This is a genomic window from Trinickia symbiotica (assembly GCF_003028655.1).
GTDB classification, from domain to species: domain Bacteria; phylum Pseudomonadota; class Gammaproteobacteria; order Burkholderiales; family Burkholderiaceae; genus Trinickia; species Trinickia symbiotica_A.
On sequence record NZ_PYUC01000008.1, the window covers coordinates 276594 to 289016 of the forward strand.

Consider the following 12423-nt stretch of genomic DNA (forward strand, 5'->3'; position numbering starts at 1 on the left):
CCGGAGAACCGCCTCATGAAGAAGGAAACGCGCCAAGCGTACGAAAAGTACGCAGCGCAAATCGCCAAGCTTAACGACACGGGCGACGTGTCCAGTAAGTTCGCGGTCGAGCCGAGTGTGCAACAGCGGCTCGAGACGAAGATGCAGGAATCAAGCGAATTCCTGAAGCGTGTCAACGTACTACCCGTGACCGAGCTGGAAGGCGAGAAGCTCGGCCTGTCGGTCTCCGGCCCGATCGCGAGCCGCACTGACACGGCGAAGGCGGAACGGCAACCCGTCGACGCGACCTCGCTCGACAGCAGGAAATACCGCTGCGAGAAGACCGACTGCGACACAGCGATCCCCTACCGCAAGCTCGACGCGTGGGCGAAGTTCCCCGATTTCCAGCAGCGCATCCGCGACGTGATCGTCACCCAAGCTGCGCTGGATCGAATCATGATCGGCTGGAACGGCGTGAAGGCGGCGCCCACGACGGATAAGGCGGCAAACCCGCTGCTGCAGGACGTGAACATCGGCTGGCTGCAACAGTACCGCGATCACGCCGCGCAGCGCGTGCTGCATGAGGGCACGAAGCAAGCCGGCAAGGTGCAGGTCGGTAAGGACGGCGATTACGCGAACCTCGATGCGCTCGTGATGGACATCGTTTCCTCGATGATGGATCCGTGGTTCCAGGAAGACACAAGCCTTGTCGTGATCTGTGGCCGCGAGCTGCTGCACGACAAGTATTTCCCGATCGTCAACGCAACGCAGGCGCCCACCGAGCGGCTCGCGGCCGACCTGATCGTCAGCCAAAAGCGCATCGGCAACTTGCCAGCCGTGCGCGTGCCGTTCTTCCCGAAGCGCGCGCTGATGGTGACAAAGCTCGAAAACCTGTCGATCTACTACCAGGAGGGCGCGCGCCGGCGCTCGCTGATCGACAACCCGAAGCGCGACCAGATCGAAAACTACGAATCGTCGAACGACTCGTACGTCGTCGAAGATTTCGGGTGCGGCTGCGTTGCGGAAAACATCGAACTGGTGGCCGCATGACGATCAACACGCCCGCTCGCTCGCACTTTGAGCGTGTGACAGCCGCCCTCGCCGCGGCGGCGGCGGCGCCCAGCCAGACGATGGCCGGCGCCACGCCGTATGAGCTGATGCTCGCAAAGCTCGCGGCCGACCGGCGCGCCCTCAAAGGCGTGCAATCGGTTGCCCGCAAGGTCGAACTGAAGCGCAAGCTCCTGCCGGAGTATGCCGACTACGTGGCGGGCGTGTTGAGCGCCGGTCGCGGCGCGCAGGACGACGTACTTGTCACCGTCATGGTCTGGCGCATCGACGCGGGCGACTTCGAAGGCGCCCTCACGATCGCGTCCTACGCGCTCACGTACGGTCTGACTCTGCCCGACCAGTTCGAACGGTCGCTCGCGTCTGTCGTCGCCGAACAGTTTGCCGATGCCGCGCTGTCCGCCTTCATGGACGGGGGCACGTTCGACGCCGCGCGCCTCGAGCGCGTCGACGAGCTGACTCGCGAGGCCGACATGCACGATCAGGTGCGCGCGAAGCTGTACAAGGCGCTCGGCTATGCAGTACAGGATTCCGCCCCGCCGTGCGCACTTGACTATCTGCGTCGCGCGCTGTCGTTGAACGACCGCGTCGGCGTCAAAAAAGACATCGATCGGCTTTCGAAGCTGATCGAAGCCAATGGCCGTGTGGACGACAGCGCCAGCGGCACCGACGGTATGTAACGAGCCCTCCCGGCATGGCGGCACCGGCGCTGATTCCCTACTCCTGACGGCAACGCGACTCAAGCGCCGGTCCACCGCCATCTCTCACTGTTTCGACCATGAGCAGCTTCATTGCCACCGCTTCCCCTACCGCTCCAGCCTCGCCGGCCGATGCGGCCGTCGCGAATGACGGCTGGTTTCCCGACATCGATCTGAATGACCTTCGCGAAACGATGCGCCTCGATGGCACTGTGACGCTTGAGCGGCTCCGCTTAGCCGCGGCGGACGCGATCGTGAGCATCAACGAGGAGCTTCGGGCCTGGCAAGCGACGCAACGCGCGGCAGGTCATGTCGACTTGGCGAACGTCCAGGCTATGAAGGTCGACGGCATCAGCGCTCTCGTACTGCGCTACCGACGCGCCGTGTACCACCAAACGCGCGCCGACCTGACGGAGCAATATCGGTCCTACGACGCGACGAAGTCAGGTAGCCAGCACGCAGAGGACCTCGAGTCGACGATTAGCGAGTCGCGCCGCAATGTCCGGTGGGCGTTGAACGATATACGCGGCATTCCCCGCTCGACGATCGAGCTGATCTGACCATGATCGTGCGCGCACTACAGGGCGATACGGTCGACGCACTGTGCTGGCGTCACTACGGTCGCACCGACAGCACCGTGGAGGCCGTGCTCGAGGCAAACCCCGGCATCGCCGATCTCGGCGTCGTGCTGCCCGTCGGCACGCCCGTCTACTTGCCGGCGCTGGTCACGGTGACAAACACGAAGCCGCTGTTGCAACTGTTCGATTGATCCTGGAGCCGCCTGCATGGCCGAACCGAACACCACGACCACCGCGGCACTGCCGGCCGCCATCGGCATCGCGAGCCTCGCGCCCGGCATCGACGGCAATGCATTGATCGGCGCCTTCACGGGCGCGGCGCTCGTCGTCGTCACCTCGAAAGACATCGGGGTCGGCCGGCGGGCGGCATACATGCTGATTTCACTCGTGATGGGCTATCTCGCTGCGCCCGAGATCGTCAGTGCCACACCAATCCAATCCACGGGCGTCGCGGCGTTTTTCGCGGCCGCGCTTGTGATCGCAGTCACGCTGCGGCTGATCGATCGTGCGAAGGCCTTCGATCTGCGCTCGCTGCTCCGCAAGGGGGAGTGAGCATGCCCACCCCGTTGGCGCTGATCGCATTCGTCGCTCACTTCGCGACACTCGTTCGCGTGCTCACCTATCGGCGAAACGGCGCACGGTATCGGCATCACGCGTCATGGGTCGCCTGGGCGCTCGTCGCCGTCATGGGTGGTTCGGCGATCGAGCTGGCGCTGCACATTGGGCAGGTCAACATTTTTGAAGCGGCTGCGGCAGTCATGCTGGCTGTGTTTGTAATCCGCGCGCGCGGCAACGTCGCGCGTCTTCTCCGGAGTGAATTAACAATGAAAACACATCGCCTCGGCGATGGCGGCAACGATGTCGCTCTGTTGCAACGCCGCCTCACGCGTGCCGGCTTTCCGCTGGAAGTCACCCACCTCTACGACGACGCGACGGAAACGGCGGTCGCCGCCTTTCAACGAAAGATCGGCCTCGTTGACGACGGAATCGCCGGACCCAAGACGTATGCCGCACTTTCAACCGGCCAGCGCGATCTAAAGCAGCTCAGCGTTGCCGATCTCGAGCGTGCAGCGCAAACGCTCGACGTGCCCATCGCGTGCGTGCGCGCCGTGAACGAAGTGGAATCGAGTGGCATGGGCTTCCTACACGACGGCCGCCCCATCATCCTGTTCGAGCGACATATTTTCTGGAAGCGTCTCAAGGCGCGCGGCGTCGACCCTGCACCGTTGGCGGCGAAGAATCGGAACATTCTGTCGCAGACGCCCGGCGGATATCAGAGCGGTGCTGCGGAATACACACGCCTGGCCGCGGCCGAGTTGATCGACGTCGCTGCCGCATGGGAGTCGGCGAGCTGGGGCGCGTTTCAGGTGATGGGTTACCGCTGGGAACGCTTGGGCTACGCGAGTGTTGACGATTTCGTGGCACGCATGGAAGCCAGCGAAGCCGACCAACTCGATGCCTTTGTGCGGTACGTCAAGGCCGACGCAGCCCTTACCGCCGCGCTCAGGGCCAGGAAATGGGCGGCTTTCGCGAAGGGATACAACGGCCCGAAGTACGCCGCAAAACTGTACGACGTCAAGCTCGAACGTGCTTATGCGCGGTACGCCGCGCGCGATGCGGTGGCGGCCGAGGACGGCATGGCGGTGCTCGCGTGAGCGGGCTTGCCGCGAAGCTGGTCGCCGCGTTGCTTGCTCTCGCCGCGCTCGTCGGCGGCGCCTCCTACGTGCGCGCAATGCGTGCCGAGTTGGCTGACGTGAGTCTACAGCTTGCCGATGCGCGCAAGGGCATCATCGAGCGCGACAGCACCATTGAGCAAGCACGTCGGGTCGCCGCCAAAAAGGCAGAACAGCAAGCGCAACTCAATCGAGCACAAGGGGCAATCGCCTCGAAGCTGGCTGTGGTGCAATTCGAGAACCGGAGATTGACCGATGAAAATGCCGAGCTTCGCGCATGGACTAATACCCGTTTGCCTGACGACGTTGTGCGCCTGCAAACAAGCCCTGCACTCACCGGCGCCAACGACTATGTTGAACGAGTGCCCGGCGGTGAACCAATGCACGCTGCCAGCGATGGCACCGCGAACGAACGGTGATCTGGATGACGCGCTGACGACCGCGAAGGCGGCATGGGCCGCGTGCGCGGCCAAGGTCGATATGATCGTTTCGTGCCAAGCCATGGGGCAGCAACGCGCCGTCGGGCCACGCACCCATGAATAAACCCGCCAGCCTGCGGCGGGCGCTCGTCACCGCAATTCCATCGCTCGAGGCCGAGCCCGATAAGCTGGCGGTGTTCATCGACCAGGGATCGATCATCGCGACCGGCACCCGTTCGCTTTCGTTCGAATACCGCTACACGGCGCATGCGCTCCTGCTGGACTTCGCCGGCGACGCCGATACGGTGTTCGTCGCGCTCGTCGAATGGGCGCGCACGAATCAGCCGGACCTCGTGACGAACCCGGACGAACGCGCGCACGGCATTACATTCGAGGTGGACATTCTCAACCACGCGACGGCCGACCTGTCGATCAAGCTGGCGTTGACGGAAAGCGTTGCGGTGACGACCGGGCCGGACGGTAATCGTGTCATCGAGCACGTCGACGACACGCCGGTCGGGGCAGCCGACACCCTGACGTGGGTAGCGCAACCGTGGACAACCTGAGTGCAGTCGAACAATGGGCGGGCGCCCTGCTCGCAAAGCTCTCGCCCGCCGGCCGACGCGCCGCCATGCGCGACATTGCGCGCGAGCTTCGCCGCAGTCAGCAGACGCGCATCGCCGCGCAGAAGAATACCGACGGCACTGCTTACGAGCCGCGCAAAATAAAGTCGGGTGGGAAGAAGCTGCGAGACAAGCGCGGCCGGGTCAAGCGAACCGCGATGTTCACAAAGCTACGCATGGCACGCTGGATGACGATCGAGGCGGACGACAGGCAACTAGCGGTCGGCTTCTCTGGCCGCGTCGCACGCGTGGCCCGAGTGCACCAGCTGGGCGAGAAAGCGCCTGTCGCACCGGGCGGGCCGGGATACCGCTATCCTGTGCGCTTGGTGCTCGGTCTGACGGATGCCGAGCGTGAGATGGTCCGCGACCGCCTGCTCAAATACATGACAGATTGATCGGACCTCAGCGAAATGCGAGCCGTGTTGCAATTTAGCGCCGCGAGGCTGATGAGGCGCAACCGGCCGGTTTCTTACCCCTGTTCAATACAGGCCTTCTGCTTCGGTCTGCTGATGCTCCTGATCCCTTCGATGCGCGGCCATCAACTGGCGGATGTCGCGCTGCACTTCGTCAAACAGAGGGCGAATTTTTGCGGCCGTGATCTCTGCGGCTTCCCCGACCATCGGCCCGTCACGGTTCTCGTGGCCGATGCGTACAGTTGTCAGCGCGCTATACAGAAGGTCAGACAGGGCCCCCAGCTTCAAGAATAGCGTTTCTGGCATGAATAGGAAGTTGCGATTGGCGTAGACCGAGAATTGACGAACGGCGGTTTCGACGCGCTGGTATCGATGGAAGAAGATCGTGTGCTGGTAGTAGTCCGCCCGGTCACGGCCTTTGCCCTGCCGCAGCTGGTGCTTTTGCGTCTCGAGAAGCTCGCTGTCTTTCAAAAACTGCTCAAGCTCCGCATCATTCATTGCCTCAACGTCCGCATACTGCTGTGTCCGGCTGGTAAGCCAGCTCACAAGACCGAACGCATCCGCAAGTTTCTCCCATGCATCGGGGATGACCGTGAATTCGCGCTCTTGGTACTTTAGTCTGCCTTGAAGGTCAGTGTCCCATTTGACCTTCAGCTCGGCCAGTTCCTTGGCATTTGTTTGCCGAAGATGCTCTAGGCGCTGAGAAAACTTGTCTTCGATCCACTTTTGGCCTAGCCACTTGAACAGTCCGTATGCGATTGCAGCAGCACCACCACCGGTCAGAATGAACTGCTTGAAGAACTCCCAAGCTTCAGCTTGCGTCATTTTCGACTTCTCCCGGACTAAACGTTGTGGGGCTTAGCGCGAACGGTCGCCTTCTAAGACTCGCCCTCTCATACAACTCCGACCGCATGATAACGTCCATAGAGCAGGCAACGCGCAGCCGAAGGTTATTGGGAGTGTCCTCTTTCGGAACGGCCGATTGCCCGAAACGGGTCGGTAACGGCTGACCGTGTTGGGCGGCTGCCGACCAACGAGGGGACGTCCGCTGTAATCGTGCACCGACATTCGGCAAGCGCGCGCACGTGACGACTACGGTGTCGGAGTTGTGACTTCCGGCAACGGCGTTGGCGACCACGGCTCAAGGATGGTCGTCAGGAACGGAAATTCAACGGTACATAAGCGGTCAATTTGCTGGCGAATATGCTCGTGCGTGCTCTTGTGATGCGTGGCGAGGCATAGATAGAAGCGCTGCCCTTGGTACTCTGCAAACATCAGCCATTCGCCAGTCAGCGCGTGCTCCTGTCGAAGCCGCCCGAGGTTACCGCTTATCACATCGTTCGCGATGTCGTTGACGTGTTCAACAGTGATATAGCGCTCCTCACCGGCTGCGGCGGCCTCGTCTATCATCTGTTGTACGAACGGCATACCGTACTTATTCAGGCCTCGTCTAACGTTCATTGCCATCGAAGCAAGGTCTGACTGCTCGTAGTGCTTGTGCCAGAGGTTTTTCAGGGGTTGGTGTCTGTTCTGTATCGGTGGCTTGTGCCGGCTCTGTCTGCCTCGCCCTTCTAATGCTTCGATTTCGTCCAGCACCATGAACGGGTTCCCACGTCCGGATTTCATCAACAAATAGAGATCAAAGAAAAGTAGTAGGCTGTATCGACCTTGAACTCGCCCGTCAAGATCGAGGTGTTCAGCAAACCATCGCATCTCGTCGGCGCTGTCGTTACCGTCTTGATCCTTCGCGGTAAGGGTGGCGAGACGTTGGGCCATGGTCGTATGTGACATATGCGGGCCGAAAGAGTGGCGACGACATAGCGTACTTCAGATTTGCGCCGTGTCTAATTTTTTGCGCGGCTGGCGGTCATCATCGTAGACAACGAAGTTGCCAAGCTGAATGCGCGACAGTATGGTGCCGCCGCGGCCATCAATCGGCGGCGGTAGACGCGCTGATCATATCCGTAAGATGTGCGTGACCGCACCGCGGGCGCCGAGTCAACCGATGGCATGCGTCCACGGTGCAGCTTCAGGCTGGGCCTTGATTGCATACCCCGCGAACGGACCGGAAACGCCGCGTCTCAAGCCGGGGGAGAGAACTTGCGGAAAGGCTAGGGCAAGGACGGTATGCGTGAGTAATATCGGTCGCTGGCATCGAGCAACCAGATTTCATCGAATCGATGTTCAGGCAGGTTGTCCCGAACGCCCCGGACTAGCTCGCTCCATTCATCAGGCATGAACACGCCGGTCAATGTGACCTGCACGATCAAGGTCGCATCGTCCGGGTAGGGTTTAGCGGCCTTCGCCTTGATCGCATCGAGCACGATCGCCGTCTGTTTTACGGTGGCTTCGTTGCTGCCGTACGCGTATGCTTCGGACGTTACAATGCGATTGCGTTGGTGCGCCTTACCCTCCACGCTGATTCCGTCGGGTGCAAACGAATGGCCTTGCGTGTCAAGTAGCTCACGTAACAGGTAGTCCCGCTTATGGGCCGCCTGCGTAACTTCAAGCATTCCCTCCGCTCGTCGCTCGCCCCACTGAACCGCTAAGCCCGATCGTCTGATAGTGGCCTCGCCTAGTTGGCTCCCGCTACCCCAGCACAAGGATATGTTGACACCTCGCGTGTAGTTGAGTTGAACATACCGAGCAATAGGCACTAATTCTTCAATCAATCTTTTTTCAAACTTCGTCGGCCGCCTGCGCAAGCGCGTCTGGAAATCAGGTTGCATGGATAGCGCATTGAACATCGCATACACCCGGTAGCAGAAGCAGAGTCCGTCCAACATCACGCCGTCTACGGATGCGTAACTAAGGGTATCGGCCATGTTAGTGCGTCAGGCAGTTGGTCGTGTTGCCGAAGCTCGTGCAGTTCGTATACACCGGCCGATTTATTGCGTTGATAGCCTGTTGTGTCTGTAGGTAATTTGCCATTGCCTGTGCGGCCTGCGCGCGCTGCTGCATCTCGGCCTGATACGACTGCTGTAGATCGCTCTGAATACGATTCCACTCGGCGATCAGCTTGGCCTTGACGATATTTTCCTCGCGCTGCTGATCTTGAAGGTATTGCCCCCATGTCGTTTGCTGGTTAATCAGCGACAGTAGCGCGGTATCGCTTTCCTGATAACCGTCTAGCATGATCGGCACTACGGTAGGCGTTACCGTCATCAGGTTGTCCGTGCTTGCTCTACGGCACTGCTGCGCCAAGTCGTGAACTGCGTACAACGCTCGGATTTCGTCCGGTGATGCATGGTCGGTGCTATTTAGCTGTGCCAGCGTCGCGTCGGCAGGGTCCATCGGGCGTCGAGCGCGTATCGGTGCGGCCTGAGGACTGTTGAACACCTCGGCACCGCAAGCCTTCATTTGCGCGGCATTTTGTTTGAGGACTCCGGACATATGACTTGCTCGTTGCTGCGTGGCGGTTTGGCACCCGGCAAGCAGGGCGGCGGCGAGTAGTAGTGCGATTGTGGATTTCATGGTCTCTCTCGTTTCCGTTACCATAGCTTATCTTGAAAGCGGCCGTTGGCAGCCCTCACAATGAATGACAGCACTCGGTTGGCAAGCGAACCTCCTTCTCCCCTCCGTTAGACGAAGAGGCTTTTAGGCCAGGCTGCTTGTCGGAAAGTGCGTCACCGCAGCGTAGTCGCTCCGTGGCCACGCCGTAATACACGTCATTTGCCTCACATCCCACCCAGCGCAGCCCAGCCTCTTCCGCCGCAACGAGAAATGTACCCGATCCGGCGAACGGATCGCACACGACGCCGCCTTCGGGCACGAGCCGCACCACCTCGCGGGCCAACTCGAGTGGCTTTTCGGTCAGGTGCTTCTTCGGCAACTCAAGCGCACACGGAAAAACCCCCGGCAAATAGACGTCGTTCCCACGCATTGTCCCTTTACTGGCCCACACGATGAATTCGGCCTGCTGCTTGAATCCGCCACGGCGCGGTCGGGAGCGCCTCATCGTCTTGTCCCATATGGCGATGCCGCGGTGAATAAAGCCGGCCGCCTGCACGACATCGGTCAGTGCCGGTAACTGACGCCAGTCGATGAAGCACACCACGAGGCCTCTCGGTTTCAGCGCACGGTAGGCTTCAGAGAGCCATGCGTGACACCAGAAGGTCCACGAACGCTGGTCCATGTTGTCCGATCCGAAATCCTCGTATGTCGTCTTTACTCCGCTATTGATGTACTTTCGAGAAGGGCTCTGCGCACGCGCTCCGGCATGCAAACCGCCCGAAGAGTACGGCGGGTCGGTGAACAACATGTCGATGGACTGCGCTGGCAAGCGACGAATGAACCGAAGCGCATCTTCGCGATGCAGGCGGTTAAGAAGTGGCGCGATATCGCGTGCCTGAAGGGTGTCGGTCATCATGAGAAAAGTGCGAGTGAGGGGGACTGCTCGCCGATTGTCCCGTCGCCTCCACGCAGGTCGCACGCCACACGGAACGTAGACGACGCTGGCACATACGCGATTGCTCGCAACGCGCGAATGCGGTCGGCAACATCTCCGTCATGGACACGACCGAACTTCACCGCCTCCTCCTGAATATCGTCCGCAAGGGCGTCGTTAAGGACGTCTCGCATGCGACCACACCGCCGAAATGCCGCGTGTCGATCGGCGATTTGCATTCGAATTGGCTCCCCTGGATCACACCGGCCGCAGGTGCAAGTCGAGAGTGGGATCCGCCGACCTTCGGCGAGCAAGTTATTCTGCTCTGCCCTGGTGGCGATCCTGCTCAAGGTGTCGTTTTGCGGGGACTGTTCTCTGAAGCCGTATTTCCGCCAAGCTTCGTTCCCTCTGCGCACACGCGCGAATATGCCGATGGCGCCGTTATCGAATACGACCATGAGGCCCATTCACTCTCGGTAGAACTGCCGGAAAGCGCGACTGTGACGATCACTGCACCCGGCGCCGTCACCGTGCGTACAAAGGATGCGACCGTCCAGGCCGACAACATCACGCTCGACGCGCAGCAGACGACATGCACCGGCGCCCTGACGGTCAAGGGGCCTTTTGCATTCGAATCTGGGGTGACCGGAAAGGGCGGTGACAGCGGCGCGACGATGCAAGTCGATGGCGCAGCCGACTTCACCGGCGAAGTCAAGTCCAAGGGCATAAGCCTGCCGCACCACTCGCACCGCGAACAGGGCGACGGCCAACTTGTGGGCGAGCCGGTTTGAAGGGTATGAACGCGAACACCGGCCGCACCATCGCCGGCCTTGACCACCTTTACCAGTCCATCGGCAAGATCGTCTCGACGCCGCTTGCGTCGTGCGTGAAGCGTCGCACGTTCGGCTCGGAACTGCCCGACCTGATCGACGCACCCAGCAACGGCGCGGTGCGCACCCGACTGTACGCAGCCGTCGCGACCGCGCTTATGCAATGGGAACCGCGTCTGACACTCACGCGCGTGCTGCTCGTGGCCGACGACGCACAGGCCGCCGATGGTGTGCTTTACCTCGACATCGAAGGCTGGACGAGCGAAGCGGGCGCAGCCGTGTCAACGCGCGTGCCGCTCATAAATGGGAGCCTGGCATGAGGGCGACGCCGATCGATCTGTCACAGCTGTCGCCTCCCGAGATCATCGACACGATCGACTACGAGACTCTTCTCGCCGAGCGCAAGGCGCGACTGATCTCCCTGTATCCCGAAGACGAGCAGTCAGAAATCGCGGCGACGCTTGAGCTCGAGTCAGAGCCGCTCGTGCGCTTGCTGCAGGAAAACGCCTACCGCGAAATGCTGCTACGCCAGGTCATCAACGACAAGGCGCGCGGCATACTGCTCGCCTACGCGCGCGGCAAGACGCTCGAACACATCGCCGCGCTGTTCGATGTGGAGCGCCTCCTCGTTTGGCCGGGCGATCCAGCGCACGGTAAGGATCCGGTCTACGAGGATGACGACAGCTTGCGCGAACGCGTTCAGCTCGCGCCTCGCGGTTTCTCCGTGGCCGGGCCCGTCGACGCGTACATCTTTCATGCGCGGTCGGCAGACGGCCGCGTGCTATCCGCAACAGCGTACAGCCCGGAGCCGTGCGTAATGATCGTCACGCTTCTGTCGCGCGAGGGTGACGGAACGGCGAGCGCCGAGCTGATCGACATCGTCAAGAAGGCATTGGAAAGCAAACGACCACAGGCCGACGAAGTGATCGTGCGCAGCGCGACGATCGTGCCATACGCGATTCGCGCGACGCTTCGTTTCTTCCGCGGTCCCGATCGCGCTCTGGCCCTCAAAGAAGCCAGCCAACGCGTGACTCGATTCGCGGCCGACATGCATCGGATCGGTAAGGAAGTGACGCTTGACGGTCTCTACGCGTCGTTGCGAGTCGCCGGCGTGCAGAAGGTTTTGCTCGACTCGCCCGCCGACGGCGTGCAGGTGTCGCGCGACGAAGCGTCTTACTGCGGCGAAATCGAGCTGTTCGACGGCGGGGTCGTGGATGAGTGAACTGCTGCCGCCGAACGCAACGCCACTCGAGCGCCGCATTGCGACGACGAACGGGAGGATTTCGAGCCTTCCGGTTGATATCGGCACGCTGATGGACCCCAATGAAATCGCGCTGCCATTTCTCCCCTGCCTCGCGTGGCACCTGAGCGTCGATAGCTGGAGGGATTCCTGGCCCGAAGTCATCAAGCGTGCCCGCGTGAAAACGGCGATTCGCGTTGCTCGGATCAGGGGCACAGCCGAAGCGGTGCGCCAGGTTTGCGCATCGTTCGGCGCAAACGTCGTCATGCGCGAATGGTTCGACATGACGCCGCGCGGCAAGCCCGGCACGTTCGAAATTGTGATGACAGCGGGCTTCGTCAACGGGCTGCCGGCCACGGCCGAGTCCGTCGCCGACGTCATCGCCGAAGTGAATCGCGCCAAGCGCGGAACAGCGCACTACACGTTCACGCAAGGCTTTTCGAGCCAGGCGCGGCAACGCGTCGGCGCTGCCGCGCGCGTGGCCGTGTATTGCCGCTTGAACCTGAGTGATCGCTGAG

General features: G+C 61.4%; 19 protein-coding genes. 14 read left to right on the forward strand and 5 right to left on the reverse strand.

The window, feature by feature from the left end:
• Positions 1 to 15 precede the first annotated feature (15 nt).
• The 10 genes from C9I57_RS17790 to C9I57_RS17835 all read left to right on the forward strand — a co-directional run bounded on the left by C9I57_RS17790 (position 16) and on the right by C9I57_RS17835 (position 5430).
• Complete coding sequence (locus tag C9I57_RS17790) at positions 16 to 1029, forward strand: phage major capsid protein, P2 family (protein ID WP_107151944.1); 1014 nt, start codon at positions 16 to 18, stop codon at positions 1027 to 1029.
• Positions 1026 to 1724, forward strand: a complete 699-nt coding sequence (locus tag C9I57_RS17795) for a terminase endonuclease subunit (RefSeq protein ID WP_107151945.1) — start codon at positions 1026 to 1028, stop codon at positions 1722 to 1724. Before C9I57_RS17790 ends, C9I57_RS17795 begins: the two co-directional genes overlap by 4 nt.
• Positions 1725 to 1822: 98 nt before the next feature.
• Positions 1823 to 2302 (forward strand): head completion/stabilization protein, encoded by a 480-nt coding sequence (locus C9I57_RS17800; protein WP_107151946.1) that lies wholly within the window; start codon positions 1823 to 1825, stop codon positions 2300 to 2302.
• 2 nt (positions 2303 to 2304) lie between these two features.
• On the forward strand, positions 2305 to 2511 hold the full coding sequence (locus C9I57_RS17805; RefSeq protein ID WP_107151947.1) for a tail protein X: 207 nt from the start codon (positions 2305 to 2307) through the stop codon (positions 2509 to 2511).
• A 16-nt stretch (positions 2512 to 2527) separates the two neighbouring features.
• A complete protein-coding gene (locus C9I57_RS17810) occupies positions 2528 to 2872 on the forward strand; it encodes a putative holin (protein WP_107151948.1) in 345 nt (114 codons plus the stop codon).
• A 2-nt stretch (positions 2873 to 2874) separates the two neighbouring features.
• Positions 2875 to 3975 (forward strand): N-acetylmuramidase domain-containing protein, encoded by a 1101-nt coding sequence (locus tag C9I57_RS17815; RefSeq protein ID WP_107151949.1) that lies wholly within the window; start codon positions 2875 to 2877, stop codon positions 3973 to 3975.
• The gene (lysB, locus tag C9I57_RS33290; RefSeq protein WP_107151950.1) at positions 3972 to 4412 is read left to right on the forward strand and encodes an Rz-like lysis system protein LysB; all 441 of its coding nucleotides are present in this window, start codon (positions 3972 to 3974) and stop codon (positions 4410 to 4412) included. Before C9I57_RS17815 ends, lysB begins: the two co-directional genes overlap by 4 nt.
• Positions 4300 to 4536, forward strand: a complete 237-nt coding sequence (gene lysC / locus C9I57_RS33020; RefSeq protein WP_258187696.1) for an Rz1-like lysis system protein LysC — start codon at positions 4300 to 4302, stop codon at positions 4534 to 4536. Before lysB ends, lysC begins: the two co-directional genes overlap by 113 nt.
• Entirely contained in the window at positions 4529 to 4978 is a 450-nt protein-coding gene (locus C9I57_RS17830) for a phage tail protein (protein WP_107151952.1), read from the forward strand. Before lysC ends, C9I57_RS17830 begins: the two co-directional genes overlap by 8 nt.
• The gene (locus C9I57_RS17835) at positions 4966 to 5430 is read left to right on the forward strand and encodes a phage virion morphogenesis protein (RefSeq protein ID WP_107151953.1); all 465 of its coding nucleotides are present in this window, start codon (positions 4966 to 4968) and stop codon (positions 5428 to 5430) included. The genes C9I57_RS17830 and C9I57_RS17835 overlap by 13 nt, the downstream gene beginning before the upstream one ends.
• 84 nt (positions 5431 to 5514) lie before the next feature.
• Here C9I57_RS17835 and C9I57_RS17840 read toward each other — a convergent pair whose 3' ends face one another.
• From C9I57_RS17840 to C9I57_RS17860, 5 genes are all read right to left on the reverse strand, one after another.
• Complete coding sequence (locus C9I57_RS17840) at positions 5515 to 6273, reverse strand: hypothetical protein (RefSeq protein ID WP_107151954.1); 759 nt, start codon at positions 6271 to 6273, stop codon at positions 5515 to 5517.
• 267 nt (positions 6274 to 6540) lie between these two features.
• The gene (locus C9I57_RS17845) at positions 6541 to 7224 is read right to left on the reverse strand and encodes a hypothetical protein (protein ID WP_107151955.1); all 684 of its coding nucleotides are present in this window, start codon (positions 7222 to 7224) and stop codon (positions 6541 to 6543) included.
• Positions 7225 to 7559: 335 nt separating this feature from the next.
• Positions 7560 to 8273 (reverse strand): hypothetical protein, encoded by a 714-nt coding sequence (locus C9I57_RS17850; RefSeq protein WP_107151956.1) that lies wholly within the window; start codon positions 8271 to 8273, stop codon positions 7560 to 7562.
• Position 8274: 1 nt separating this feature from the next.
• Complete coding sequence (locus tag C9I57_RS17855) at positions 8275 to 8922, reverse strand: hypothetical protein (protein ID WP_107151957.1); 648 nt, start codon at positions 8920 to 8922, stop codon at positions 8275 to 8277.
• Between the two features lie 55 nt (positions 8923 to 8977).
• The gene (locus C9I57_RS17860) at positions 8978 to 9814 is read right to left on the reverse strand and encodes a DNA-methyltransferase (RefSeq protein WP_258187709.1); all 837 of its coding nucleotides are present in this window, start codon (positions 9812 to 9814) and stop codon (positions 8978 to 8980) included.
• A gap of 143 nt (positions 9815 to 9957) precedes the next feature.
• Between C9I57_RS17860 and C9I57_RS17865 the strand changes: the two genes are divergently transcribed.
• From C9I57_RS17865 to C9I57_RS17880, 4 genes are read left to right on the forward strand one after another with little or no spacing between them, the layout of a single operon-like run.
• Positions 9958 to 10626, forward strand: a complete 669-nt coding sequence (locus tag C9I57_RS17865; RefSeq protein ID WP_107151959.1) for a phage baseplate assembly protein V — start codon at positions 9958 to 9960, stop codon at positions 10624 to 10626.
• The gene (locus tag C9I57_RS17870; RefSeq protein WP_107151960.1) at positions 10623 to 10985 is read left to right on the forward strand and encodes a GPW/gp25 family protein; all 363 of its coding nucleotides are present in this window, start codon (positions 10623 to 10625) and stop codon (positions 10983 to 10985) included. The genes C9I57_RS17865 and C9I57_RS17870 overlap by 4 nt, the downstream gene beginning before the upstream one ends.
• Positions 10982 to 11887 (forward strand): baseplate J/gp47 family protein, encoded by a 906-nt coding sequence (locus C9I57_RS17875; protein WP_107151961.1) that lies wholly within the window; start codon positions 10982 to 10984, stop codon positions 11885 to 11887. The genes C9I57_RS17870 and C9I57_RS17875 overlap by 4 nt, the downstream gene beginning before the upstream one ends.
• The gene (locus tag C9I57_RS17880; RefSeq protein ID WP_107151962.1) at positions 11880 to 12422 is read left to right on the forward strand and encodes a phage tail protein I; all 543 of its coding nucleotides are present in this window, start codon (positions 11880 to 11882) and stop codon (positions 12420 to 12422) included. The genes C9I57_RS17875 and C9I57_RS17880 overlap by 8 nt, the downstream gene beginning before the upstream one ends.
• Position 12423: the final 1 nt, after the last annotated feature.